Below are 24,884 nucleotides of genomic sequence, written 5' to 3' on the forward strand. Positions count from 1 at the left end.
CACCCCCTTCTGGGACTCTCTCTTCCCCCGCGGGGGGCGGGGTGTTGCGCCGGTCGACCGGCGAAACTCCCGTCTGCGGCGCAGATTCCTCCCCGGAACCTCCAGTTTCGCCGGTCGACCGGCGATTCCTGAGCCAGAGTGACGCACGAGGCTCAGCGACAAGGCGACAGATCTATATGTCGACAAAGCGATTCGTTGCTAGATCGGCCTGTCGTTGCGGTTGCGGGGGTCCATGATGTCGATGATGCGGCGCAGGTCGTCGAGGGAGGCGAACTCGACGGTGATCTTGCCCTTGCGCTGGCCGAGGTCGACCTTGACGCGGGTCTCGAGTCGGTCGGAGAGGCGCTCGGCGATGTCGGCGAGGCCGGGGGCGGTGGGACGGCGGCGGGCGCTGCGCTGGCCGGTCGAGCCGACCTCCCCCACGGCCACGATCTCCTCGAGGCCGCGGACGCTGATGCCCTCGGCGACGACGCGCTGGGCGAGGCGGTCCTGGATCTCCGGGTCCTCCACCGCCAGCAGGGAGCGGGCGTGCCCCGCGGAGAGGACGCCGGCCGCCACGCGGCGCTGCACGGCGGGGCTGAGCTTGAGCAGGCGCAGGGTGTTGCTGATCTGCGGGCGGGAGCGGCCGATGCGGGTGGCGAGCTCCTCGTGCGTGCAGGAGAAGTCCTCCAGGAGCTGGGCGTAGGCGGACGCCTCCTCCAGCGGGTTGAGCTGGGAGCGGTGGAGGTTCTCCAGCAGCGCGTCGCGCAGCATGTCGTCGTCCTCGGTCTGGCGCACGATCGCGGGGATCGCCTCCAGACCGGCCTGCTGGGAGGCGCGCCACCGGCGCTCGCCCATGACCAGCTCGTAGGCCTCGGGGCCGGTACGCCGCACGACGATCGGCTGGAGGAGACCGACCTCGCCGATGGAGTGCACGAGCTCGGCCATCGCCTCCTCGTCGAAGACGCTGCGTGGCTGCACGTGGTTGGGCTGGATCTGGCCGATCGGGAGCTCGGCGAAGTACGCCCCCGCCTCGTTCGGGGGAGGCTCCGGGGCGGCCTCCGGGGCCGGCGCGGACGCGTCGCCGTCCGTCGAGGGGTCCTCGACGGACTGCTCGGGCGCGCTCGGGGCGGTCGGGATCAAGGACCCCAGGCCGCGGCCCAGGCCCCGGCGCTGCTGCGGACGGCTCACGGACGTACCCCCTTGGTGGCGATCTCGCGCGCGGCCTCGAGATAGCTGAGCGCACCCGGGGACCCCGGGTCGTAGGTCATGACCGTCTGCCCGTACGACGGCGCCTCGGAGACGCGCACCGACCGCGGGATCGAGGTCTTCAGCACCTGGTCGCCGAAGTGGTCGCGGACCTCCTCGGCCACGCCCGCGGCCAGCCGGGTGCGGGCGTCGTACATCGTCACCAGGATCGTGGAGACGGCGAGATCGGGGTTGAGGTGCGCCCGGACCATGTCGACGGTCTCGAGCAGCTGCCCGAGACCCTCGAGCGCGTAGTACTCCGCCTGGATCGGGATCATCATCTCGTCGCCGGCGACGAGCGCGTTGAGGGTGAGCAGACCCAGCGACGGCGGGCAGTCGATGAAGACGAAGTCGAAGCGGTCGTCCCCCACGTCCTGGGCGGTGCCCACGAGGGGGTGACCGTTGATCGCGCGCTGGAGCCGACCCTCGCGGGCGACCACGCTGACCAGCTCGATCTCCGCGCCGGCGAGGTCGATGGTCGCCGGGACCACGAACAGGTTCTCGATGTCGGGGCACGGCGTCACCACGTCGGCGAGCGGGACGCCGTCGACGAGCGCGTCGTACGTCGAGGGGACCCCGCGCCGGTGCTCGACGCTGAGGGCCGTGGATGCGTTGCCCTGGGGGTCGAGGTCGATGACCAGGACGCGCTGTCCCAGCTGGGCGAGGCCGGCCGCGACGTTCACGGTCGACGTGGTCTTGCCGACGCCGCCCTTCTGGTTGGCCACCACGAACACCCGGGTGGCCTGGGGTCGCGGCAGGGCCGGGCGGGCGGATGCCTGCTGACGCGCCATCAGGCTGTGCTGCGCGGCGCGAGCCAGGGGAGTGGCCGCGTCCTCGAACGAGCCGCCCATCGAGGCGACGTCCGCCGCCGTCCTCACCGTCCTGCCGGCCGGGGCGGCGACGGGAGAGTGTGTTTCACGTGAAACACCTTCGGTCGGCGCCGTTTCACGTGAAACATCGCCCGTCGACCCGTCCCCCTCACCATCCCCAACTTGTGGATAACTGGCCTGGACCTGTGGATGGTCACGCTCAGGGGGCGGGTTGCCACCGGTGGAAAACTCCTCGGTCACGCGTTCCGCCTCTGCTTGCGTCGTGTCTGATCTGATCTGCCCGGACGCCGTCCCGGCGTCTGGGCAAGCGGCCAAGATACCCGCGCGGGGTCGGCCCAGGGAACCCGGACGGCAACGGTGGTGGAGGACAGCAGGCCCTCACCCAGGACGCTCACCTCCGGCTCGCCGCAGCCGAGGTCGCGCAACACCTTCCGTGCGCCCTCGACCTCGTCACCCACCGAAGACCCCTTCATCGCCACCATCGCGCCGTGGGCGTCCACCAGGGGCATCGACCACCCCAGCAACCGGTCCAGCGGGGCGACCGCGCGGGAGGTCACCACGTCGAACCGGCGCTGGCCGTGCAACGACTCCGCCCGACCCCGCACCACCTCGACGTGGTCGAGGCCGAGCTCGGCGACGACCTCCTCCAGGAACGTCGTACGACGCAGCAGCGGCTCCACGAGCGTCACCCGGACGTCGGCCCGAGCGATGGCGAGCACCAGTCCCGGCAGGCCTGCGCCCGAGCCGAGATCGACCAGCGAGCTGCCCTCCGGCACCAGGTCGCCCAGCACCGCGCAGTTCAGGAGGTGCCGGTCCCAGAGCCGGGGCGCCTCGCGGGGCCCGATCAGGCCGCGCACCACGCCGGCGTCGGCCAGCATGGCCGCGTACCGCTCCGCCAGCGGAAGCCGGTCCACAGCAAACACCCTCCGGGCCACATCAGGCACGGAGGGCGTCTGCGGGTGCTGCTCGCTCATCGCGAGGCACCGTGTTCCACGTGAAACATCGCGATCACGCGGGGACGATCACCACGAAGCGGCGCGGCTCGGCGCCCTCCGACTCGGACGTCAGGCCGGCGGCCGCGACGGCGTCGTGCACGACCTTGCGCTCGAACGGGCTCATCGGGTCCAGCGAGACGGGCTCGCCGCTCTCGCGCACCTGCGCCACCAGGCGCTCGGCAAGCTCGACGAGCTGCTGGCGCTTCTCGGCGCGGTAGCCGGAGATGTCCAGCATCAGGCGGGACCGGTCACCGGTCTCGCGGAACACCGCCAGGCGCGTCAGCTCCTGCAACGCCTCCAGCACCTCGCCGTCAGGGCCGACCAGCTGCGAGAGGTCGGCACCCACGATGGAGACGGCAGCGCGGTCGCCGTCGACGTCGATGTCCAGGTCGCCGTCGAGGTCGGCGATGTCGAGGAGCTCCTCGAGGTAGTCGGCCGCGATGTCGCCCTCGCGCTCCAGCTGCTGGATCCGCGTTCCTGCGGCCGGCGCGCCCTCCGTCGCGGGGCTCTCAGTGCCCTCAGCGCCCTCGTCGACCTCGTCGACCTCGGTGGGCTGGGTCTGGTCGCTCTGCGTCGCATCGCTGTCGATCAGCTCGGTGCTGTCGGTCTGCGCGGTGTCGGCGTCGGCACTCATGGGGTGTCTCCCTTGTTCTCGTCAGGTCGGGGCGTGGGCTGCGCCGGCTTCTGGCCCGGCTTCTGGCCTGGCTTCTGGTTCCGCTGCTGCGCGGACTTCTGCGCCTGGCGCTGCTGGGCCTGGCGCTGGGCCTTGGTCAGCTTCTTGGGCTGCTGCCGGACGGCGGGGCGAGGGGCCTCGGGCTCGGCGACGACCTCCTCGGTCAGCACCGTCCCGTGCTTGGCAGCCTTCGCCTTGTCGCGCTCCTGCTTGGCCTGGAAGGCCGGGGTGCCGGGGGCGGGGTTGTTGCGGATCACGTAAAACTGCTGGCCCATCGTCCACAGGTTGGAGGTGGTCCAGTACAGGAGCACGCCGATCGGGAACGCCACGCCACCGAGGCCGAAGGCCACCGGGAGGATGTAGAGCAGCATCTTCTGCTGCTGGGCGTAGGGCCCGCTGAGCGCGTCGGCCGGCATGTTCTTGCTCATCAGCTGGCGCTGGGTGGTGAACGTCGTGGCGGTCATGGCCAGCACCAGGAACAGCGCCACGAGCATCACGGCGACGTTGGAGTCGGGGTTGTCGCCCCACACGCGGGCGCCCCAGAAGCTGTCCTTGATCGGGATGACGCCGAAGATCTCGGACTGCCCGAAGCTCGCGGCCAGGTCCTTGTTGAGGAAGCCGTGCGCCTTGTTGCTCTTGGCCGCCTGGTCGAGGAGGCGGAACAGCGCAAAGAAGATCGGCATCTGGAGCAGGATCGGCAGGCACGAGGCGAACGGGTTGGTGCCCGTGTCCTTGTACAGCTTCATCGTCTCCTGGGCGAGACGCTCCCGGTCGTGGCCGTACTTCTTCTGCAGCTCCTTGACCTTGGGCTGGATCAGCTGCATGTTGCGGCTGGACTTGATCTGCTTGACGAACAGCGGGATCAGGCAGATCCGGATGACCAGGGTCAGGCCGATGATCGACAGGGCCCACGCCAGACCGCCATCCTTGTCGAGGCCCAGCAGCGTGAAGAGCTTGTGGAAGCCGATCATCACCGCCGAGATGACGTAGTACAGCGGCGTCAGGATGAAGTTGCCGATGTCGGACAGGGTTCCCACGGATCAGGCTCCTTGGTTGGGCGTCGTGTGGCCCGCGGCGACGCGGGAGGGGACGGGGTCGTAGCCACCCGCGGCCCAGGGGTGGCAGCGAGCCAGGCGGCGTACGGCGAGCCATCCGCCCCGGACCGTACCGTGCTGCTGCACGGCTTCGAGGGCGTAGGCCGAGCAGGACGGGTGGTAGCGGCACACCTGCCCGTACAGGGGGCTGATCACGGCGCGGTACGCCTTCAGGAGCCCGATCACGACGTGCTTCATGCGGCGCCCCTCGGTTGCACTCGACCGAGACAACGATCCAGGTCGGCGGCCAGTTCCGGCGTGGCCGCGCTCGAGGCCGCCGGCAGCGCCCGCACCACGAGGGCCGAGGAGACCGGCAGGGTGCCGAGGCGCTCGCGCACGAGGTGACGCAGCCGACGCTTGACCCGGTTGCGCACGACGGCGTTGCCGACCGCCTTGCTCACCACGAACCCCGCCCGCACCGGACCGACGTCCAGGGGCGCCAGGTGCACGACGAGGGTGCGCGAGGACGACCGGCGTCCCGTGCGGGACGCGCGGCGGAAGGTGTCGGCGTCGGTGAGCCGGTGCTCCGGTGGCAGCACGAGTGGGGCGCGTCTGGCCAGGTCGGCCGGAGGACGCAGACCCTCAGACGGCCAGTTCCTTGCGCCCCTTGCGGCGGCGCTGCGACAGGATGGCGCGACCGGCGCGGGTGCGCATGCGCAGGCGGAACCCGTGCACCTTGTGGCGACGACGGTTGTTCGGCTGGTACGTACGCTTGCTCACGACTGTGTCTCTTTCGGTTGGTTCGGGAAGGGTCACGCCGGTGGATCGGCAGTGCCTGGCCCCTCGGGACGAGCCCGGGAGGCCGGTTCAACTGGCACCGCCCATCCACGGAGACGACAACTCATCCCGTGGACATGCGGCACCGGTCGACACCGGGCGACCGGCCAACGGTACGCGCGGGTCCTCCACAGGGTCAAACCGGTGACCGACCCTTCTCCACCGGTTCCGTCCCTGCCTGTGGATGACGGCTTGCCGGGGCTGCCGGACGCGGGTTACGTTCGGGCCACCGAGGTTCCCCCGCAGCTCCCGGACGCACCGACTCGACGCGGTCTGTGACCTCCGCCACATCGGTGGACAAAGGGCACCTGACCTGCGAGAACAGCCGAGATCGAGGTGGCCGGCTGTGTCTCGGACCGGCTCTCTCCACAGACACAGAGTCGGGTTCACAACCTGTGGACAAACTTGTGGACACAGCGTCCCGCTGGGGGCGGAACGAACGACTCGGGTCCGAAAGGCGGCGGGAGCCACGTGGAGCACATGACGTCCGACCTCGACCAGGCGTGGCGCCAGGTCGTCAACGACCTGCAGCCCAACCAGCGGGCCTGGCTGCGCGCCAGCAAGCCGGTCACCCTGCACGAGAACACCGCGATCATCGCGGTCCCCAACGACTTCACCCGGGTGCAGCTCGAGGGTCGGCTGCGGGGGCAGCTCGAGGACGCGCTGACGGTCAGCTTCGCGCGCGAGATCCGGATCGCCGTCACCGTCGACGCCGCGCTCGACGACGGGCAGATGATGCCCGACCACCCGCGTGGCGATTCGGAGACAAGTCGAGAAGTCGACATATCGACCACACCGCAGGCGCCGCCTGCCGCGCCGGCACCGGTGTTCGTCCCCGAGGCCACCGAGTCGATGAAGGGCAGCGCCCTGGAGACGCGGCTCAACCCGAAGTACACCTTCGAGACCTTCGTCATCGGCAGCTCCAACCGCTTCCCCCACGCCGCGGCCGTCGCCGTGGCCGAGGCGCCGGGCAAGGCCTACAACCCGCTGCTCGTCTACGGCGACTCCGGGCTGGGCAAGACCCACCTGCTCCACGCGATCGGCCACTACGTGCGCAGCCTCTACGCCGGCGCGAAGGTGCGCTACGTGTCGAGCGAGGAGTTCACCAACGAGTTCATCAACGCGATCCGCGACGACCGGCAGGACCGGTTCAAGCGGCGCTACCGCGACGTCGACGTGCTGCTCATCGACGACATCCAGTTCCTGGAGGGCAAGACCCAGACCCAGGAGGAGTTCTTCCACACGTTCAACACCCTCCACAACGCCAACAAGCAGATCGTGCTGACCTCCGACCGGGCGCCCAAGCGGCTCGAGGCGCTCGAGGACCGGCTGCGCAACCGGTTCGAGTGGGGCCTGATCACCGACGTCCAGCCTCCCGACCTGGAGACGCGGATCGCGATCCTGCGCAAGAAGGCGGCGATGGACCGGCTCACGGCGCCGCCCGACGTGCTGGAGTTCATCGCCTCCAAGATCCAGACCAACATCCGCGAGCTCGAGGGCGCACTGATCCGGGTGACGGCGTTCGCCAACCTCAACCGCCAGGAGGTCGACATGACCCTGGCCGAAATCGTCCTCAAGGACCTGATCCCCGAGGGCGGCGAGCCGGAGATCACGGCCTCGCTGATCATCGCCCAGACCGCGGCCTACTTCGGGCTCAGCATCGAGGAGCTCACCGGACCCAGCCGCGGCCGGCACCTGGTCATGGCGCGCCAGATCGCGATGTACCTGTGCCGCGAGCTCACCGACCTCTCGCTGCCCAAGATCGGCGCGCAGTTCGGCAACCGCGACCACACCACGGTCATGTACGCCGACCGCAAGATCAACCAGCTGCTCGCCGAGCGTCGCGCGGTCTTCAACCAGGTCAGCGAGCTCACCAACCGCGTGAAGATGCAGGCCCGCCAGTCCTGACCTCTCCGCTCCGGCGGTCGACGAGGGACGAAGTCCCGTCTCGAGACCCTGAGGGGAGACCCAAGCATCCGGGGTTTCGAGACGGTTGCTGCGCAACCTCCTCAACCCCCGGGACGAGGGACCGTCAGTCGGGGACGGAGTCGTCGAGGCCGACGAGCATCCGGTCGAGCAGGCTGCGCAGCTGGGCGGCCTCGGCCTCGCTGAGTCCCATCCCGCTCGCGATGCCGAGAGGTACGTCGGCGACCCGGTCGCGCCGCTCCCACCCCGTGGGCGTCACCTCCAGCAGCACGCGGCGCTCGTCGGCCGGGTCGCGCCGGCGTCCGAGGTGCCCCGCCGCCTCCAGGCGCTTGAGCACCGGGGTGAGCGTGCCCGAGTCCAGGCGCAGGCGCGCTCCGAGCTCGCCCACGGTCATCGGATCGTCGGCCTCCCACAGCGCGAGCAGGCACAGGTACTGCGGGTAGGTGAGCCCGGCCTGCGCCAGCAGCGCCGAGTAGCGGCGCGTCACCGCGCGGCTGGCGGCGTACAGGGGGAAGCAGAGCTGGGCGTCCAGGCCCAGCTGCGGGAACGACGTGGTCACACCCTCAGTCTAGCCCTTGCACAATTCAGTTGTGCACAATATATTTGTCCACATGAACACTCTCTACACGGCCTCCGCCGTCGCCACGGGCGACGGCCGCAACGGTCACGTCCAGTCCACCGACGGCCTCGTCGACACCGACGTCCGCACGCCCACCGAGCTGGGCGGCCCCGGCGGCGCGACCAACCCCGAGCAGCTCTTCGCCGCGGGGTACGCCGCGTGCTTCCACTCCGCGCTCAAGCTGGTCGCCGGCCAGGCCAAGGCCGACACCACCGACTCCGAGGTCGTCGCCGACGTCTCCCTGGGCGCCAACGACAACGGCGGCTTCGGCCTCGCCGTCCAGCTCGAGGTGACGCTGCCCGCGATCGAGCGGGAGCAGGCCGAGCAGCTCGTCGCGAAGGCCCACGAGGTCTGCCCCTACTCCAACGCCACGCGCGGCAACATCGAGGTCACCCTCACGGTCGCCTGAGCGACCCCCCGGCAGACGATGCCGACAGCACCACAGCAACCCGCCCGGGGCGCTGTCTCCCTGTGGAGGCAGCGCCCCGTCGTGTCCGAACTACACGGGGAGGATCTGTGGACGACCGGCGCCGTCCGTTCCGGCACGGGATGTGGTTCCACATCCGACGCGGCCCGCACCGATCTCATCCACAGCCGTCTCCACCCCCGCGCACGGGCCTGACCTGCGCGAACGGTGCTCCTCCACAGTTTCCACCGATGCTATGACGACTACCTACCTGTAGATGAGCGGATCATCGGTGCACCTCTGCTCGGCCCCCTGCCTGGGGATGACTCGTGCCGTACCGACCCACGTGGCAGGATGCGCATCCCGAGATATGTGTGAGACCGAGCCCCAGACGAAGGATGCATCGTGAAGTTTCGTGTCGACCGCGACGTGCTCGCTGACGCCGTCGCCTGGGCCGCCCGCAGTCTCCCGGTCCGCCCGAGCGCCCCGGTCCTGGCCGGCCTGCTCATCGACGCCTCCGACGACGGCCTGGTGCTCTCGACGTTCGACTACGAGACCTCGGCCCGCGCCACGCTCACCGCCGAGGTCAGCGACGAGGGCCGCGCCCTCGTCAGCGGCCGCCTGCTGGCCGACATCTGCCGCAGCCTGCCGGGCAAGCCCGTCGACATGGCGCTCGACGGCGCCCGCGTCACGCTGACCTGCGGCTCCGCGCGCTTCACGCTGCAGACGATGCCGGTCGAGGACTACCCCACGATCCCGCAGATGCCCGAGGCCACCGGCACCGTGCAGAGCGACGTCTTCGCCCACGCCGTCGCCCAGGCCGTGACGGCCGCCGGCCGCGACGACATGCTCCCGGTGCTCACCGGCGTGCGCATCGAGATCGACGGCTCGATGATCTCGCTGCTCGCCACCGACCGCTTCCGGCTCTCCCAGCGCGAGCTCGGCTGGGACCCCCGCTCCCCCGACGAGTCCGTCGCCGCGCTGGTCCCGGCCCGCGTGCTCGGCGACACCGCCAAGTCGCTCACCGCCGGCAGCGAGGTCAAGATCGCGCTGGCGGCCAGCGGCTCGGGCGAGGGCCTGATCGGCTTCGAGGGCAACGCGCCCGGCGGCGTGCGCCGTACGACGACGCGGCTCCTGGACGGCGAGTTCCCCAAGGTGCGCAGCCTGTTCCCGGCCGAGAAGCTCACCGTGGCGAAGGTCGACAAGGCCGCGCTCATCGAGTCGGTCAAGCGCGTCTCCCTGGTCGCCGAGCGCAACACCGCGGTGCAGCTCGCGTTCAGCGACGGGGTGCTGACCCTGGACGCCGGCTCCGGCGACGAGGCCCAGGCCTCGGAGTCGATCGAGGCCGACATCGAGGGCGACGACATCACCACCGGCTTCAACCCGCAGTTCCTGCTCGACGGCCTGACCGCGATCGACGAGTCCGTCGTGGAGCTCGCGTTCACGCAGGCCTCGAAGCCGGTCGTGCTCAGTGGCTCGGTGGAGGACGGCGGCGCCGACAGCGGGTTCCGCTACCTGCTCATGCCCAGGCGCCTGCTTTCCTGACAGCGGACGTTCCTACGGCCCGGGAGGGCAAGCAGATGGAGACGAGCATGGACATCGGACTGGTCGGCCTCGGCAAGATGGGCGGCAACATGCGCACCCGGATGCGCAACGGCGGCGTGACCGTCGTCGGCTACGACCGCAACCGCGAGGTGTCGGACACCGACAGCCTCGAGGCGATGGTGCAGCAGCTGCCCGCGCCCCGCGTGGTGTGGGTGATGGTGCCGGCCGGCGGGCCGACCCACGAGACGATCACCGAGCTCGCCGGGCTGTTGGAGGAGGGCGACCTGATCGTCGACGGCGGCAACTCGCGCTGGACCGACGACATCGCCCACTCCGAGGCGCTGGCCGAGAAGGGCATCGGCTTCGTCGACTGCGGCGTCTCCGGCGGCGTGTGGGGCCTCGAGAACGGCTACGCCCTGATGTACGGCGGCTCCCCCGAGGACGTCGCCAAGGTCCAGCCGGCCTTCGACGCGCTCAAGCCCGAGGGCGAGTTCGGCTCGGTCCACGCCGGCAAGGTCGGCGCCGGCCACTTCAGCAAGATGGTCCACAACGGCATCGAGTACGCGATGATGCAGTCCTACGCCGAGGGCTGGGAGCTGCTCGAGAAGGTCGACATGGTCGACAACGTCACCGAGGTCCTGCGCTCGTGGCGCGAGGGCACGGTCATCCGCTCCTGGCTGCTCGACCTGCTGGTCAGCGCGCTCGACGAGAAGCCCGCGCTCGAGGGCATCAGCGGCTACGCCGAGGACTCCGGCGAGGGCCGGTGGACGGTCGAGGCCGGCATCGAGCACGCGGTCGCGACCCCGGCGATCACCGCCGCGCTCTACGCCCGCTTCGTGTCGCGCCAGGACGACTCCCCCGCGATGAAGGCCGTGGCCGCGATGCGCAACCAGTTCGGCGGGCACGCCCTTCGCACCAGCGCTCCCGAGGGCGGCGACGCCGACGGCGGCGGCACTCCGGACCAGTCGGGCGCGGCGAAGAAGGCCGGCTCGGGCGACGACTCCGCACCGGCCGAGAGCTAGCCCAGCTCCTCCGGTGTACGTCTCCCACCTGACACTGCACAACTTCCGCTCCTACGCCACGGCCGACGTCGCGCTCGAGCCCGGGGTGACCGCCTTCATCGGTCGCAACGGGCAGGGCAAGACCAACCTGGTCGAGGCGATCGACTACCTCTCGCGCCTGAGCTCGCACCGCGTCGCCACCGACGCCCCGCTGGTGAGGGCCGGGTGCGACCAGGCGATCGTCCGGGCCGCCGTCGTACGCGACGGGCGCACGGCGGTGCTCGAGGTGGAGCTCAACCCGGGCAAGGCCAACCGCGCGCGGGTCAACCGCTCGACGCTGCCCAAGTCGCGCGACCTGGTGGGGCTGGTGCGCACGGTGGTCTTCTCCCCCGAGGACCTGACGCTGGTCAAGGGCGACCCCTCCGACCGGCGCCGCTTCCTCGACGACCTGCTCGTCCTGCGCACGCCGCGCCTGGCGGGCGTGCGCTCCGACTACGACCGCATCCTGCGCCAGCGCAACTCCCTGCTCAAGACCGCCGGCCACGCGCGGCGCGGGTCGACCAGCCAGGAGGGGGCGCTGTCGACGCTCTCGGTGTGGGACGGCCAGCTGGCGCGCACCGGCGCCGAGCTGCTGCGCGAGCGCCTCGCGCTGGTCGACGCGCTGCGCCCCTACGTCGGCAACGCCTACGCCACCGTGGCGCGCGGCGCCTCGCGCGACGACGCCCAGATCGAGTACCGGCCGTCGTTCGAGCTGAGCGACGACCTCGAGGCCGGCCTGCTCGCCGAGCTGGAGCGCCGGCGCAGCGACGAGCTCGACCGCGGCATCTCGCTGGTGGGCCCGCACCGCGACGAGCTGCTCCTGACGCTCGGCGGCCCGCCCGAGGCCGGCGGTGTGCGGCTGCCGGTGAAGGGCTACGCCTCCCACGGGGAGTCGTGGTCCTTCGCGCTGTCGCTGCGCCTGGCGTCGTACGACCTGTTGCGCTCCGACGGCGACGACCCGATCCTGATCCTGGACGACGTCTTCGCCGAGCTCGACACCGAGCGCCGCGCGCAGCTGGCCGAGCTGGTGGCCGGTGCGGAGCAGGTGCTGGTCACGGCCGCGGTCGGCGACGACGTCCCCGAGGCGCTGGCGGGAGCCCGCTACGCCGTGGCGCAGGGAGAGGTGACGCGTGCCTGACGAGCCCGACGACGCCGTCCTGCCCGAGCCGGAGCCCGAGCCGCCGCACGCCGACGACGGCCTCGACCTGGCGCGCGCGCTCACCCGCGCGGCGGCCGGATCGACCCCGCGTCACCGCGCCCGGGCCCGCGGCCGCGCGCGCCCGGCCGGCACCGGCCGGGTCAGCGGCGCCCACCCCGACGACCGCGACCCGCAGACCCTTGACTCCACCCTCGCCCGCCTCGTCGACGACCACGGCTGGGCGCTCGACCTGCGGATGCGCGGCGTCTTCGCCCGCTGGCCCGAGCTCGTGGGCGCCGAGGTGGCGGCGCACTGCACGCCGGAGAGCTTCACCGACGGCAAGCTGCTGGTGCGCACCGACTCCACGGCCTGGGCCACCCAGCTGACCCTGCTCGCGCCGACCGTCGTACGCCGCCTCAACGAGGAGCTCGGCCCCGCCACCGTCGTCGCGATGGACGTCGTCGGGCCGCACCTGCCGAGCTGGAAGAAAGGCCGGCGGTCCACCCGCGACGGCCGCGGCCCGCGCGACACCTACGGCTGAGTCGAGGGCACCGATCAGGCGATCTGCGGGCCGCGCAGCGGTACAGGGACCTGTCGGCACCCCTGTTCGGCCCTCCGGGAGGCCGCTACGGGACGCTCAGGGAGGGTTTTCCTCCACAGATCCCCCCGTTGCGGTGGTCGTTGCGTGGAATGCGGCCCTAGAACCGGTATCATGGACGTCGGCCGCCGTGACGGGACTCCACCCTGGTCCGCGGCCTTCTGTGTGCCACACCCCCGGAGTAGATGAGGTCCTGCGTGTCCGACGCCACCCCCCCGCCGCACTCGAACGTCAGCGGCGACTACGACGCCTCCGCCATCCAGGTCCTCGAGGGTCTGGAGGCGGTCCGCAAGCGTCCCGGCATGTACATCGGCTCGACCGGTGAGCGGGGCCTGCACCACCTGATCTGGGAGGTTGTCGACAACTCCGTCGACGAGGCCCTCGCCGGGCACTGCGACCGCATCGTCCTCACGCTGCTCGCCGACGGCGGCGTCCGGGTCGAGGACAACGGCCGCGGCATCCCCACCGACACCGCGCCCGGCGCGGAGATGCCGGCGCTCACGATGGCGCTGACCATGCTCCACGCGGGCGGCAAGTTCGGCGGCGGCGGCTACAAGGTCTCCGGTGGTCTCCACGGCGTCGGCATCTCGGTCGTCAACGCGCTGTCGACGCGCGTGATCGCCGAGGTGCGCAACCGCGGCCACGAGTGGCGCCAGACCTTCACCATCGGCGTCCCCGACGGCGACCTGGAGCAGGTGCGCCCGATGGAGTCCGGTGAGCGCACCGGCACCACGATCACCTACTACGCCTCCCCCGAGATCTTCGAGACCACGACGTACTCGCTGGAGACGATCGTCAACCGGATCCGCGAGATGGCCTTCCTCAACAAGGGCCTGGAGATCGTCGTGCGCGACGAGCGACCCGAGGCCGACGACCTGGTCGAGGCCGTGCAGGACGCCACCGTCGACGCCGAGGTCGACACCGCCGGCCACGACGGCATCAAGAAGGCCGAGGGCGGCGGGCTGGAGCAGGTCTTCAAGTACGACCGAGGCCTGGTCGACTACGTCGAGCACCTCAACCGCCGCAAGGACAAGGCCAACCCGACGATCATCGCGTTCGAGGCCGACTCCGACCTGTTCTCCAACGGCAAGGGCAACGACAACGCCGACCACCACATGAGCCTCGAGGTGGCCATGCAGTGGAACACCTCCTACACCGAGTCGGTCCACACCTTCGCCAACACGATCAACACCCACGAGGGCGGCACCCACGAGGAGGGCTTCCGCTCCGCGCTCACCTCCCTGGTCAACCACTGGGGCGAGGAGTGGGGCCTGATCAAGAAGCGCGAGGACCGCGTCTCCGGCGACGACATCCGCGAGGGCCTCACCGCGATCATCTCGATCAAGCTCGGCGAGCCGCAGTTCGAGGGCCAGACCAAGACCAAGCTCGGCAACACCGAGGCCAAGGGCTTCGTGCAGCGCCTGACCAACGACCAGCTGGGCGCGTGGTTCGAGCAGAACCCCGCCGAGGGTCGCGACATCGTCCGCAAGAGCCAGGCGGCGGCGTCCGCGCGCATCGCGGCCCGCAAGGCCCGCGACCTCGCCCGCGGCCGCAAGGGCCTGCTCGGCGGCGGCGGCCTGCCCGGCAAGCTGTCGGACTGCCAGTCGACCAACCCCGCCGAGTGCGAGGTCTTCATCGTCGAGGGCGACTCCGCCGGCGGCTCGGCGCGCCAGGGCCGCGACCCGCGCGTCCAGGCGATCCTGCCGATCCGCGGCAAGATCCTCAACGTCGAGAAGGCGCGCATCGACAAGGTGCTGGCCAACACCGAGGTCCAGGCGATCATCTCCGCGCTCGGCACCGGCATCCACGAGGAGTTCAGCCTTGAGAAGCTGCGCTACCACAAGGTCGTGCTGATGGCCGACGCCGACGTCGACGGCCACCACATCAACACCCTGCTGCTGACGCTGCTGTTCCGCTTCATGAGGCCGCTCATCGAGCACGGCTACGTCTACATGGCCCAGCCCCCGCTCTACCGGATCCGCTGGAACAAGCCGGCCGAGCACGAGTTCGTCTACTCCGACGCCGAGCGCGACCTGATGATGCGCGACGGCCTCGAGCAGGGCAGGAGGCTGCCCAAGGAGAACCCGGTCCAGCGCTACAAGGGCCTCGGTGAGATGAACGCCGAGGAGCTGTGGGAGACCACGATGAACCCCGAGCAACGGCTGATGCTCCAGGTGACCCTGGACGACGCCGCCCAGGCCGACGAGATCTTCTCGATCCTCATGGGCGAGGACGTCGAGCAGCGTCGTTCGTTCATCCAGCGCAACGCCAAGGACGTGCGATTCCTCGATATCTAGCTCTCTAACCCGAGCCTTAGACAGTCGTAGACGCACCGAGAGAGACGAAGAGACGTGACTGAGACCCCCACCGACTCCACCGGCGGCCCCGGCGGGCCCGAGGGCCCCGGGCCCGGCGGCCGCATCGAGCCGATCGAGCTGCAGACCTCCATGCAGCGCGCCTACATCGACTACGCGATGGCCGTCATCGTCGGCCGCGCGCTGCCCGACGTACGCGACGGGCTGAAGCCGGTGCACCGCCGGGTGCTCTACGCGATGTACGACGGCGGCTACCGCCCCGACCGCGGCTTCTCGAAGTGCTCGCGCGTCGTCGGTGACGTCATGGGTCAGTACCACCCGCACGGCGACACCGCGATCTACGACACCCTGGTGCGCCTCGCGCAGCCGTGGGTCATGCGGGCGCCGCTGGTGCACGGCCAGGGCAACTTCGGCTCGCCGGGCAACGACTCCGCCGCCGCCATGCGCTACACCGAGTGCCGCATGGCCCCGCTCGCGCTGGAGATGGTGCGCGACATCGGCGAGGACACCGTCGACTTCCAGCCCAACTACGACGGTCGCTCGCAGGAGCCCGTCGTCCTGCCGGCGCGCTACCCCAACCTGCTGGTCAACGGCTCCGCCGGCATCGCGGTCGGCATGGCCACCAGCATCCCGCCGCACAACCTGCGCGAGGTCGCCGACGGCGCCCGCTGGGCGCTCGAGCACCCCGACGCCACCCGCGAGGAGCTGCTCGACGCGCTGCTCGAGCGGATCAAGGGCCCCGACTTCCCCAACGGCGCCATGATCGTGGGCCACGAGGGCATCGAGCAGGCCTACCGCACCGGCCGCGGCTCGATCACCCAGCGCGCCGTCATCGAGGTCGACGAGGACGCCCGCGGGCGCACGATCCTCTCGATCACCGAGCTGCCCTACATGGTCAACCCCGACAACCTCGCGCTGAAGATCGCCGAGCTCGCCGACTCCGGTCGGGTGCAGGGCATCTCCGACGTGCGCGACGACTCCTCGGGCCGCACCGGCCAGCGCCTGGTCGTCGTACTGAAGCGCGACGCCGTCGCCCGCGTCGTGCTCAACAACCTGCTCAAGCACACCGAGCTGCAGACCAACTTCAGCGCCAACATGCTGGCGCTCGTCGACGGCGTGCCGCGCACGCTCTCGGTCGACCAGTTCATCAGCAACTGGGTCGCGCACCAGGTCGAGGTCATCCAGCGGCGCACCCGCTTCCGCCTGGCGGAGGCCGAGCGCCGCGCCCACATCTTCCGCGGTCTGGCCAAGGCGCTCGACGCGCTCGACGACGTCATCGCGCTCATCCGCCGCTCCCCCGACGTCGAGGAGGCCCGCACCGGCCTGATCGCGATGCTGGAGATCGACGAGATCCAGGCCAACGCCATCCTCGAGATGCAGCTGCGCCGCCTGGCCGCCCTCGAGCGCCAGAAGATCATCGACGAGCTGGCCAAGATCGAGGCCGAGATCGCCGACCTCGAGGACATCCTCGCCAACGAGGCGCGCCAGCGTCAGATCATCGGCGACGAGCTCACCGAGATCACCGATAAGTACGGCGACGAGCGGCGCACGCAGATCATCGCGGCCGACGGCGACCTCTCGATGGAGGACCTGATCCCCGACGAGGAGCTCGTCGTCTCCATCACCCGCGGCGGCTACGCCAAGCGCACCCGCGCCGACCAGTACCGCTCGCAGAAGCGCGGCGGCAAGGGCGTGCGCGGCGCGACGCTGCGCGGCGACGACGTCGTCGAGCACTTCATCGCGACCACCAACCACCACTGGCTGCTGTTCTTCACCACCGCCGGTCGCGTCTACCGCACCAAGGCCTACAACCTGCCCGAGGCGTCGCGCGACGCGAAGGGCGGCCACGTGGCCGGGCTGCTCAGCTTCCAGCCGGACGAGTCGATCGCGCAGGTGCTGGCGATCCGCGACTACGAGCAGGCGCCCTACCTGGTGCTCGCCACCCGCAACGGCCTTGTCAAGAAGACCCGCCTGGGCGACTACAACAGCCCGCGCCAGGCCGGCGTCATCGCGATCAACTTCCGCGAGGACGACGACGAGCTGATCGGCGCCGAGCTGGTCAACGCCGAGGACGACATCCTGCTCGTCTCCCGCAAGGGCTCGGCGATCCGCTTCCGCGCCGACGACGCGCAGCTGCGGCCGATGGGCCGGGCGACGTCCGGCGTCTCCGGCATGAAGTTCCGCAGCGAGGACGACTCGGTGCTCTCGATGTCGGTGATCCGCGCGGCCCAGGCCGCGGCGGAGGAGTCCGACGAGAACGTGCAGTACGTCTTCACCATCACCGACGGCGGCTTCGCCAAGCGCAGCCGGATCAGCGAGTACCGCCTCACCAACCGCGGCGGGCTCGGGGTGCGCGCCATGGCCCTGGCCAACGAGGACCGCGGCGGACTGGTCGGCGGCTTCATCGTCGAGGACGGCGACGAGGTCCTGGCCATCACCCAGAGCGGCCAGGTCGTGCGCAGCCCGATCAACGAGAACTTCCGGCCCACCGGCCGCTCCACGATGGGCGTGAAGTTCGTGTCGCCCAAGTCCGGCGACTCGGTCGTCGTCGTGGCCCGATCGGTCGAGGCGAAGGTGATCGAGGAGGTCGTCGAGAACGCCGAGGCCGCGGAGGCCGCGGAGGCCGAGGGTGCGGTCGAGGGCGGCGTCGACAGCGGCGTCGACAGCGGCGTCGACAGCGGTGTGGACGAGGCCCCGGACGCCGTCGGCTCGTCGGATGTGGCAGCAGATGTCACAATCGAAGAGACCGCTGCACCGGAGACCACCGACGACACAGGCGAGAGTGAGGGCTGATGACGGAGCGTTCCGCCCAGCCAGCCACCCAACGCACGCCGACCCGCACCGGGTCCGACCGATCCACGGCGGACGACACCGCCGTACGGCCTCCGCTGCGCCAGCGCATCCAGGCCAAGGTCGCCAACGTGACCGACGAGCACCGCGCCAACGCGGAGCCGGAGTCGAAGAAGGCGGCCAAGAAGGCCTCGGGTCCGGCCAAGCCGCCCCGTCGCGCTCGTCTGCGGCTGACCCGGATCGACCCGTGGTCGGTGATGAAGACGGCGTTCCTGCTGTCGATCGCCTTCGGCGTCGTCACCGTGGTCTCGGTGATGATGATCTGGTCGGTGCTCGGCGCGGCCAACGTCTGGGACTCCATCAACCAGACGATCCAGGACAGCATCGGTGGCAACGAGACCGCCAACTTCGACATCGAGAACTACATCGGCACCTCGCGCGTCGTCGGGTTCACGATGCTCGTGGCGGCCGTCGACGTCATCCTGCTGACCGCGATCGCGACCCTCGGCGCCTTCCTCTACAACATGGCCGCCGCCCTGCTGGGCGGCATCGAGGTGACGCTCGCGGAGGACAACGCCTGATCGGTGCCGCGACCCTCAGGCCGTTTTGTGAGGGGCGTTCGCGGTGAGGTAATGTTCGCCGCTGGCAGTCGCCATGCGGGCCTATAGCTCAGACGGTTAGAGCGCTTCCCTGATAAGGAAGAGGTCAGAGGTTCAAGTCCTCTTAGGCCCACCACCACCTCCGCCGCGACCTGCGGCCCTGCCCACCCACGTGTCACGGGAGTCAGCATGAAGAAGGTCCTCCTGGTCCTCCTCGCCGCCGGCGGCGCCGTCCTGGCCCGCCGCAAGGTCGCCGAGGGTCGCGCCGAGCAGGCACTCTGGGCCGAGGCCACCGACAACGTCGAGAAGGTCTGACCCGCTCGACGCACCACCGGCCCGGACCCGCTCCGGCGCTGAGGGGCCTTGGCGCAATTGGTAGCGCACCTGCTTTGCAAGCAGGGGGTTAGGGGTTCGAGTCCCCTAGGCTCCACCATCGATCGACCAGGTCGGCTCGGGATCTTCGGTCCCTGGGTTCCTCTGGAGTTCTGCGGCCAAGATGGCGCCGGGGAATGCACCGAGAAGTAGAAGCCAGTACCGCTAATCCAGATGCATGCCGGCGATGCGCAACCGCTGTACGGCACCCACATCATGCGGGTGACACACAGCAGTTCCTCGCCCTGCGGCGGGCAGAGGTGGTTCGCGATCAGAGGTCGCTGAGCAGCTTGGCCTTGGCGCTCGCGAACTCCTCGTCAGACAAGATCCCTTCCTGGTGGAGACTGGCAAGTTCGCGGAGACGGTCCGCCAGACTCGGAGGGGCTACCTGAGCGGCGACTTCCACGCCGGGCTGGACGGCTGGTTGAAGCTCAGCTGCCGCAGCCTCCACGGTCAAAGAGCTGTCGTTGCCGAGGACGGCATTGCCCGCAGCTACGAGCGCCAGTCCGACGTCGACGTGGCCCTTCTTGGCGGTCTTGAGACCCACGCTGTTGGGGACCTGGTTGGAGAGAGTGTAGATCTGACGGTCCGTAGCGATCGTCAGGTACGAGGTGCGCGACCCCTGGCTTGCGACGTGCGCGATCCCGGCGGCGGCCAATCCTGGTGCGCTCGCCTTCATCAGGTGTTTCGTGCCTTTAAGGAGGCCAGCTACAGCCGGGCCAATAGCATTCTCGAGACCGGAGCCGTCGTCCGAGGCCTGACTCGACTCCGGCGAGGTAAACGTGATCGACCGCAACTTTTCGTATGGCGTCTTGGCGGTGATTCCACCGCCGTTCAGATTCGCGGCCATCTGTGATCGCACGTTCGCGGCGCTCGGGCGATCGGGCTGCTCCCCGAACGCAACGCGGGCGTAGCCACCTTCGTAGATCTCGACGGTTGAAAGCCCAAAAGTTCCACTAGTGACCAAAGCGCCCGCGGCGGCTACGTCTTCGGCCCATTTCCGCTCCTGGGCCTCCTTCGCCGCTCTCTTCTCGGCTGACCGATCGGCGGAAGCCTTCCTGAGCCTGGCGAATGTGCCGTCCTTCTTGGCGGCCTCTGGGATCACGACACCACCCGCGCCCTCGTCTTGGGTTTCCTGGGACCGCGCGGTTCCGTCCCAATACCGCATCGTGCCCTGTTGGTCTGGGTAAAACCCCGCGGGAGTCTGCTGGTTCATGGTGGCATTCTGGCACCGCGAGGCGGTTGAAATCATCGCGTCTACCTATTGTGGCCAGCACTCTCACCGAGATCCTTCGGGCATTGGCTGGCGAGTCAGTCAGGTCTTCTCGATTGCCATGGGTGTGGACGACCATCAGCGCATATCGGCGCAAGCGGTTGCCATCGCGGAATGCCGTGCTCGACGGCCGCGTGATGCAGAGAACGATCGCCTCGGGCGTCAAGCGACTCCCGGCCAAGCCTCGTAAGTCGCTCCCCATCTTCCCCGCGAGGGAACTGTCGCTGTCGAGGGTGGCGTGCTGGGGACGGCTCGCCGCGAGAGCGTCCCTTCCAGACCGTCGCCCGTCGCCTGGGTGCGTTCTTCGGTGACCCCGGCGGGAGATCGACGTGTTGAGCGTCCACGTCTTCGCGTACTGACCGGGCGGTCTCTTCCAGGCGACGTTCAGCCGAGCTCCTTGCGCAGGTGCACGTCGGCGACGCCGGCGCCGGCGGCGAGGAAGGTCTGGCGGGCGCTCTCGGCGTGGCCGTAGACGCGCAGGTGCACGTCGCGGACGCCGACCTCGTGGACATGGCGGCGCAGGGCGCCGAGGAACGACTTGGTGAGGCCCTGGCCGCGGTGCTCGGGGAACAGGTCGATCGAGTGGCCGAGGAAGTCGAGCGCACCGTCGCGCTCGACGAAGGTGCCCCAGGCGCGGCCGACCGGCGTGCCGTCGACCTCGGCGGTCATGAGCATCTCGTCCTCGGGCGAGGGGTCGAGGGCCAGGCGGGCGAGGCGCTCCTCGAGCTCCTCGATGCGCCCGGCGCCGGGGGACAGCACACCGGCACGTTCCATGCCGGCGGTGAGCAGCCCGCGGACGTCGACGACGTACTGCTCACGCTCCGTTCGCGTCATCGGCCGTACGGCGACGCGCCGGTCCTCCTGCAGCTCGGGCGCGGAGGCGGGGTCGAGGCGCTTGCCGATGCCGGTCATCGTCGCCTGGAAGCCGGCGGCGGTGAAGACGCGCGCGAGCTCGGGTGCCACCCCGGCGACGAGCACGGCCGCGCCCAGAGTGCGGGCGCGCGCCTCCAGCGCCGCGACGGCCGCGGCCCAGTGCTCGTCGGCGTCGCGGGGGAGGGTCGTCTGCAGCACCCGCAGCGAGCAGCGGGTGCCGCCGACGTCGGGCGTGAGCTCGAGCAGGGCGCCGCCGACGGCGACCCCGTCGACCTCGACGGTCACCGCCGACTGGGCGCCGTCGCGCGCTGGCTGGGGCAGCGGCACGCCGTCCGCGGCCCGGGCCTCACGCCAGGCGGCGAGCTCGGGCCCGGGCATCGGCAGCACCCGGGCTCGGCTCACCGGAGCTTCTTGACGCCCGAGGTGGAGCCCTGGACGCGCTTGCTGGGCAGCAGCTGGGCGCGGTAGGTGGTCGTGGCCGCGCCGTTGCTGTCCTTGACGGTGACGGTACGGCGACCGCGCTTGTCGAGCACGATCGTCTTGACGGCCTTCCACTTGCGGCCGACCTTCACGGACAGCCGCACCCGCTCGCCGGCGACCGACGCGGGGCCGGTGACGACGAGGCGGTCGGGCTTGGCGCCCTTGCTGGAGCCGGTGAGCCTGATCTTGGCCGTCCCCTTCTTGCCGGAGCCGAACGTCGCCTTGGCGGTCACGGTCTCCTTGGCCGCCTTCGCCTCGGCGCGCAGCGCGCCGGTCTCGCTGGGGGCGCCGGCCTCGGCGGCGTCGGCCACCGTGACGGCGAAGGCGCCTGCCTTGCTCGTGGTGACCGAGCCGGTCAGCTTGCGGGCGCCGCCGGCCAGGATGCCGGCGTCGGCGTCCTTGCCGGGGACGAGCTCGACGCCGCGGGTGTAGCCCAGGGATATCGCCCGCCCGGAGACCGGCCACTCGCCGACGCGCAGGCTGCCGGCGTACGCGACCTGTCCGCCGGAGGAGGCCGCGCCGGCGGCGGGGGTGAGCCTGAGCGTCGAGTCGCCCGCCACGAGGGTGTGGCGCCGGCGCTCCCAGAGGCCGTCGCCGTCGGTGTGGACCAGCGTCCAGGCGCCGTCGGGACCGGCCGGGTCGAACGGCAGCACGGCCCGGCCCGACGCGTTGGTGGTGACCGTCGTGTCGCTCGGGGCCTGGCCGCCGGTCGGGTAGAGCCGGTACTCCAGGTCGCGCACGCCGGGGAAGGGCTCGCCCTCCTGGTCGACGATCTGCAGGGCGATGTCGCCGGCGGCGTACTCCTGGTCGTCGAAGACCTTGCCGTCGGCCAGCACGAGCTCCACGCCGGAGGCCGCGGGCGTGTAGGCAGGCGCGTCGATCTGCAGCTGGTAGTCGGTGCTCGTCTCGTACTCGTCGACGTCGGTGGTGTTGACGTAGTAGGTCGCGGTCGAGCTGTTGGGCTGGAGGTGCCGGATCCGTCCCCCGCCGTCGGTGTAGCCCACGAGCGACCCGTCGCCCAGGCGGACCTCGACCCCGGCGACGCCGGAGCCCTTCTGGTCGGTGACGGAGAGCGTGATGCTCGTGCCCTGCGAGGTCGTGACCGACTTGTCGGACAGGACGCCGAAGGACTGGATGGTCTGCTCGTAGAGCTGTGCGGTGTCGACCTCGTCGCTGCTGCGACCGCCGGCCAGGGCCGCGCGCACCGCGACCCGGTCACCCAGCGTGGCGTCGAACGCCGACAGCTCGACGGCGCCGTCGAACCGGCCGCCGTCGACGAAGGTGAGGTTGTTGGTGGCCGAGACCTTGAGGTCCTGGGGGGAGACGGCGGCGTCGGTCAGGCCGTGGAAGGTCCCGTCGGCCCGGCGCCACTGCGACAGCTCCACCTGTCCGCTGGTGGCCGTCGTGGTGCCGGTGAGCCCGACGAGCTGCTGGGTGCGCTGCGAGGAGTCGTAGGGCTGCGTGAAGACGCCGCCGTTGAACCCGGTGAAGGACACGCTGTCCGCGGGGGAGGCCTCGCCCGTGACGGCGACGTCGTGACGGGTGGAGTACGTCGGGTCCTGGCTGGGGAGCGTCGACACCACGCGCACCGAGACCCGCGTGCCCACGAGGTCGCCGGGCGAGGCGAGCCCGCCGTCCCACTGCGTGACCGCGAAGTCGCCCTCGTCCTGCACGTTGTTCACGCTGATGTCGGTCCAGCCAGGGGCGGCGTCGCCGGCCCGGGGGTCGGCGTTCACCTCGAAGGCGATCGTCGCGGCGGGCTCGAGGCGCGCGGCCACGAGCTGGATCGGGTAGCTCGACGTCGCGAGCTCGCTGTCGGTCTTGGTCGACGCGATGCCGCTGCTCAGGCTGAGCAGGACGGCCCCGGGATCGCCCGGGGCGGCCTGGGCCGCGGGCGTCATCGCCAGTCCCGTGATCGTGAGCGCGGCGACCGCGCTCGCTGCGAGTCCTTGACGAATCCCCATGTGTGACATACCGCGACCCTAGGGGCGCAGCCCTTGCCCCCGAGGCCTTTCGTCGATTCTGGTGGGCGCTCTGACCTGGGGGTGCGCGTGCCCGCACCCGCGCCATCCCGGGCGCGGCCGCTAGCGTGGTCGGGCGCAGCCGACGACGACGAGGGCGGGGGGCCAGGAATGGGCGGACACCACTCCCACGGCCCGCGCCACGCGGCACCCGGCGAGAGCCGCACCCCGCTGGTCGCCTGGCTCGTGATCGTGCCGATCGCGCTGCTCACCCTGGGCGCCATGGCGTGGCTCTGGCCCTCCGACGACGCCGTGCCCGACCAGCAGCAGTCGTCGGCGGAGCAGTACGAGGGCAGCGTCACCTCCGTGCAGCGCGAGGAGTGCACCGAGCAGCTCGAGGACGACGTCAACGGCTGCGGCAGCGCCGTCGTCCGCCTCGACCAGGTGGTCGACGGGGAGCGCGACGTCACGGTGCCGCTGCCCAACGGCGCGGGGGCGCCGGAGGTGGCCGACGGCGACGACGTCGTGCTGGTCGCGATCGACAGCCCCGACGGGCAGACCTACACGATCGTCGACCACCAGCGCGGCCGCGGCCTGTGGGTGCTGGTCGCGGCGTTCTCGCTGGCGCTGGTCGCCTTCGGGCGCTGGCGCGGGCTGATGGCGCTGGCGGGGCTGGGCGTGACGTTCGGGCTGCTGCTGCTGTTCGTGGTCCCCGCGATCCTGGCGGGGGAGCCGCCGCTGCTGGTGGCGATCGTCGGCTCCGCCGCAGTGATGCTCACCGTGCTCTACCTGACCCACGGCCCGGCGCTCTCGACCACGGTCGCGCTGCTCGGGACGCTGGCGAGCCTCACCCTGACCGGGCTGCTGTCGTGGCTGGCCGTGGCCGGGCTGCACCTGACCGGCATCACCGACGACATCTCCGGGTCGGTGGCGATGTCGCAGGGAGTGGACACCCGCGGGCTGCTGCTCGCAGGCATCGTCATCGGGTCGCTCGGCGTGCTCGACGACGTCACGATCACCCAGTCGGCGACGGTCACCGAGCTCGCTCGCGCGAACCCGTCGTACGGCGCCCGCCAGCTCTACCGCGCCGCCAGCCGGGTGGGGCGGGCGCACATCGCGTCGGTGGTCAACACGATCATCCTCGCGTACGCCGGCTCGTCGCTGCCGCTGCTCATCCTCATCGTCGCCGCCGACGACTCGCTCGGAAACGTCCTCACCGACCAGGTCATCGCGCAGGAGATCGTCCGCAGCGCGGTCGCCACCATCGGCCTGATCGCCGCCGTCCCGATCACCACGGGGCTGGCCGCCCTCGGCTTCCGCCGACGACAGCCAGCCCCGCGGCCGGACTAGCTC

At 70.7% G+C, this 24,884-nt stretch carries 23 protein-coding genes and 2 tRNA genes; 13 read left to right on the forward strand and 12 right to left on the reverse strand.

Annotation, left to right across the window (positions count from 1 at the left end; translation table 11 throughout):
• Window positions 1–198: 198 nt before the first annotated feature.
• The 8 genes from IRQ30_RS11525 to rpmH form a co-directional block, all read right to left on the reverse strand.
• Window positions 199–1,170 (reverse strand): ParB/RepB/Spo0J family partition protein, encoded by a 972-nt coding sequence (locus tag IRQ30_RS11525; protein ID WP_193613007.1) that lies wholly within the window; start codon window positions 1,168–1,170, stop codon window positions 199–201.
• Window positions 1,167–2,105 (reverse strand): ParA family protein, encoded by a 939-nt coding sequence (locus IRQ30_RS11530; RefSeq protein ID WP_338089669.1) that lies wholly within the window; start codon window positions 2,103–2,105, stop codon window positions 1,167–1,169. The genes IRQ30_RS11525 and IRQ30_RS11530 overlap by 4 nt, the downstream gene beginning before the upstream one ends.
• A 188-nt stretch (window positions 2,106–2,293) precedes the next feature.
• Window positions 2,294–2,971 carry a 16S rRNA (guanine(527)-N(7))-methyltransferase RsmG gene (gene rsmG / locus IRQ30_RS11535; protein WP_338089670.1) on the reverse strand — a complete coding sequence of 226 codons (678 nt, stop codon included), beginning with the start codon at window positions 2,969–2,971 and terminating at the stop codon, window positions 2,294–2,296.
• Between the two features lie 94 nt (window positions 2,972–3,065).
• The gene (locus tag IRQ30_RS11540) at window positions 3,066–3,686 is read right to left on the reverse strand and encodes a Jag family protein (RefSeq protein WP_193613009.1); all 621 of its coding nucleotides are present in this window, start codon (window positions 3,684–3,686) and stop codon (window positions 3,066–3,068) included.
• Window positions 3,683–4,762, reverse strand: coding sequence for a membrane protein insertase YidC (gene yidC, locus IRQ30_RS11545; protein WP_193613010.1), 1,080 nt, complete (start codon window positions 4,760–4,762; stop codon window positions 3,683–3,685). Before yidC ends, IRQ30_RS11540 begins: the two co-directional genes overlap by 4 nt.
• A 3-nt stretch (window positions 4,763–4,765) precedes the next feature.
• The gene (yidD, locus tag IRQ30_RS11550) at window positions 4,766–5,017 is read right to left on the reverse strand and encodes a membrane protein insertion efficiency factor YidD (RefSeq protein WP_193610533.1); all 252 of its coding nucleotides are present in this window, start codon (window positions 5,015–5,017) and stop codon (window positions 4,766–4,768) included.
• Entirely contained in the window at window positions 5,014–5,358 is a 345-nt protein-coding gene (gene rnpA, locus IRQ30_RS11555; RefSeq protein ID WP_193613011.1) for a ribonuclease P protein component, read from the reverse strand. Before rnpA ends, yidD begins: the two co-directional genes overlap by 4 nt.
• A gap of 43 nt (window positions 5,359–5,401) precedes the next feature.
• On the reverse strand, window positions 5,402–5,539 hold the full coding sequence (gene rpmH, locus IRQ30_RS11560; protein ID WP_193610531.1) for a 50S ribosomal protein L34: 138 nt from the start codon (window positions 5,537–5,539) through the stop codon (window positions 5,402–5,404).
• A 537-nt stretch (window positions 5,540–6,076) separates the two neighbouring features.
• Here rpmH and dnaA point away from each other — a divergent pair.
• Window positions 6,077–7,504 (forward strand): chromosomal replication initiator protein DnaA, encoded by a 1,428-nt coding sequence (dnaA, locus tag IRQ30_RS11565; protein ID WP_193610530.1) that lies wholly within the window; start codon window positions 6,077–6,079, stop codon window positions 7,502–7,504.
• Window positions 7,505–7,628: 124 nt separating this feature from the next.
• On the opposite strand, the gene IRQ30_RS11570 is transcribed toward dnaA, so the two are convergent.
• Complete coding sequence (locus IRQ30_RS11570; protein ID WP_193613012.1) at window positions 7,629–8,081, reverse strand: MarR family transcriptional regulator; 453 nt, start codon at window positions 8,079–8,081, stop codon at window positions 7,629–7,631.
• Between the two features lie 52 nt (window positions 8,082–8,133).
• Here IRQ30_RS11570 and IRQ30_RS11575 point away from each other — a divergent pair, with 52 nt between their 5' ends.
• The 11 genes from IRQ30_RS11575 to IRQ30_RS11620 all read left to right on the forward strand — a co-directional run bounded on the left by IRQ30_RS11575 (window position 8,134) and on the right by IRQ30_RS11620 (window position 19,005).
• Window positions 8,134–8,550 (forward strand): organic hydroperoxide resistance protein, encoded by a 417-nt coding sequence (locus IRQ30_RS11575; protein ID WP_193610528.1) that lies wholly within the window; start codon window positions 8,134–8,136, stop codon window positions 8,548–8,550.
• Between the two features lie 402 nt (window positions 8,551–8,952).
• Window positions 8,953–10,092, forward strand: coding sequence for a DNA polymerase III subunit beta (dnaN, locus tag IRQ30_RS11580; protein ID WP_193610527.1), 1,140 nt, complete (start codon window positions 8,953–8,955; stop codon window positions 10,090–10,092).
• Window positions 10,093–10,139: 47 nt separating this feature from the next.
• Window positions 10,140–11,114 carry a phosphogluconate dehydrogenase (NAD(+)-dependent, decarboxylating) gene (gene gnd / locus IRQ30_RS11585; RefSeq protein ID WP_193613013.1) on the forward strand — a complete coding sequence of 325 codons (975 nt, stop codon included), beginning with the start codon at window positions 10,140–10,142 and terminating at the stop codon, window positions 11,112–11,114.
• Window positions 11,115–11,127: 13 nt separating this feature from the next.
• Window positions 11,128–12,270, forward strand: coding sequence for a DNA replication/repair protein RecF (gene recF, locus IRQ30_RS11590; protein WP_193613014.1), 1,143 nt, complete (start codon window positions 11,128–11,130; stop codon window positions 12,268–12,270).
• On the forward strand, window positions 12,263–12,811 hold the full coding sequence (locus IRQ30_RS11595; RefSeq protein ID WP_193613015.1) for a DciA family protein: 549 nt from the start codon (window positions 12,263–12,265) through the stop codon (window positions 12,809–12,811). The genes recF and IRQ30_RS11595 overlap by 8 nt, the downstream gene beginning before the upstream one ends.
• Window positions 12,812–13,053: 242 nt before the next feature.
• Window positions 13,054–15,165: a DNA topoisomerase (ATP-hydrolyzing) subunit B gene (gyrB, locus tag IRQ30_RS11600; protein WP_193613016.1), complete on the forward strand. Its 2,112-nt coding sequence runs from the start codon at window positions 13,054–13,056 to the stop codon at window positions 15,163–15,165.
• A gap of 54 nt (window positions 15,166–15,219) precedes the next feature.
• The gene (gene gyrA, locus IRQ30_RS11605; protein WP_338089672.1) at window positions 15,220–17,976 is read left to right on the forward strand and encodes a DNA gyrase subunit A; all 2,757 of its coding nucleotides are present in this window, start codon (window positions 15,220–15,222) and stop codon (window positions 17,974–17,976) included.
• Window positions 17,976–18,554, forward strand: a complete 579-nt coding sequence (locus tag IRQ30_RS11610) for a DUF3566 domain-containing protein (RefSeq protein ID WP_193613017.1) — start codon at window positions 17,976–17,978, stop codon at window positions 18,552–18,554. Before gyrA ends, IRQ30_RS11610 begins: the two co-directional genes overlap by 1 nt.
• Window positions 18,555–18,631: 77 nt before the next feature.
• A tRNA-Ile gene (locus IRQ30_RS11615) sits at window positions 18,632–18,708 on the forward strand.
• Between the two features lie 53 nt (window positions 18,709–18,761).
• Entirely contained in the window at window positions 18,762–18,887 is a 126-nt protein-coding gene (locus tag IRQ30_RS23410; protein WP_209021899.1) for a DLW-39 family protein, read from the forward strand.
• A 42-nt stretch (window positions 18,888–18,929) separates the two neighbouring features.
• A tRNA-Ala gene (locus IRQ30_RS11620) sits at window positions 18,930–19,005 on the forward strand.
• A gap of 210 nt (window positions 19,006–19,215) precedes the next feature.
• Here the strand turns inward: IRQ30_RS11620 and IRQ30_RS23415 are convergent.
• The 3 genes from IRQ30_RS23415 to IRQ30_RS11635 all read right to left on the reverse strand — a co-directional run bounded on the left by IRQ30_RS23415 (window position 19,216) and on the right by IRQ30_RS11635 (window position 23,543).
• On the reverse strand, window positions 19,216–20,160 hold the full coding sequence (locus tag IRQ30_RS23415; RefSeq protein ID WP_227467473.1) for an SHOCT domain-containing protein: 945 nt from the start codon (window positions 20,158–20,160) through the stop codon (window positions 19,216–19,218).
• Between the two features lie 441 nt (window positions 20,161–20,601).
• Window positions 20,602–21,492: a GNAT family protein gene (locus IRQ30_RS11630; protein ID WP_193613018.1), complete on the reverse strand. Its 891-nt coding sequence runs from the start codon at window positions 21,490–21,492 to the stop codon at window positions 20,602–20,604.
• On the reverse strand, window positions 21,489–23,543 hold the full coding sequence (locus IRQ30_RS11635; protein WP_193613019.1) for a hypothetical protein: 2,055 nt from the start codon (window positions 23,541–23,543) through the stop codon (window positions 21,489–21,491). The genes IRQ30_RS11630 and IRQ30_RS11635 overlap by 4 nt, the downstream gene beginning before the upstream one ends.
• Window positions 23,544–23,702: 159 nt before the next feature.
• Between IRQ30_RS11635 and IRQ30_RS11640 the strand changes: the two genes are divergently transcribed.
• Window positions 23,703–24,881, forward strand: a complete 1,179-nt coding sequence (locus IRQ30_RS11640) for a YibE/F family protein (protein ID WP_193613020.1) — start codon at window positions 23,703–23,705, stop codon at window positions 24,879–24,881.
• The last annotated feature ends 3 nt before the right edge of the window (window positions 24,882–24,884 follow it).

Origin of the sequence: Nocardioides lijunqiniae, from assembly GCF_015024225.1 — a bacterium.
GTDB classification, from domain to species: Bacteria; Actinomycetota; Actinomycetes; order Propionibacteriales; family Nocardioidaceae; genus Nocardioides; species Nocardioides lijunqiniae.

Coding starts and splice junctions, on each gene's coding strand:
- dnaA (WP_193610530.1), top strand. CDS start 6,077: ATGACGTCCGACCTCGACCAGGCGTGGCGCCAGGTCGTCAACGACCTG.
- IRQ30_RS23415 (WP_227467473.1), bottom strand. CDS start 20,160: ATGAACCAGCAGACTCCCGCGGGGTTTTACCCAGACCAACAGGGCACG.
- IRQ30_RS11575 (WP_193610528.1), top strand. CDS start 8,134: ATGAACACTCTCTACACGGCCTCCGCCGTCGCCACGGGCGACGGCCGC.
- IRQ30_RS11635 (WP_193613019.1), bottom strand. CDS start 23,543: ATGTCACACATGGGGATTCGTCAAGGACTCGCAGCGAGCGCGGTCGCC.
- IRQ30_RS23410 (WP_209021899.1), top strand. CDS start 18,762: ATGAAGAAGGTCCTCCTGGTCCTCCTCGCCGCCGGCGGCGCCGTCCTG.
- gyrB (WP_193613016.1), top strand. CDS start 13,054: ATGAGGTCCTGCGTGTCCGACGCCACCCCCCCGCCGCACTCGAACGTC.
- gnd (WP_193613013.1), top strand. CDS start 10,140: ATGGACATCGGACTGGTCGGCCTCGGCAAGATGGGCGGCAACATGCGC.
- IRQ30_RS11640 (WP_193613020.1), top strand. CDS start 23,703: ATGGGCGGACACCACTCCCACGGCCCGCGCCACGCGGCACCCGGCGAG.
- yidD (WP_193610533.1), bottom strand. CDS start 5,017: ATGAAGCACGTCGTGATCGGGCTCCTGAAGGCGTACCGCGCCGTGATC.
- IRQ30_RS11610 (WP_193613017.1), top strand. CDS start 17,976: ATGACGGAGCGTTCCGCCCAGCCAGCCACCCAACGCACGCCGACCCGC.
- IRQ30_RS11540 (WP_193613009.1), bottom strand. CDS start 3,686: ATGAGTGCCGACGCCGACACCGCGCAGACCGACAGCACCGAGCTGATC.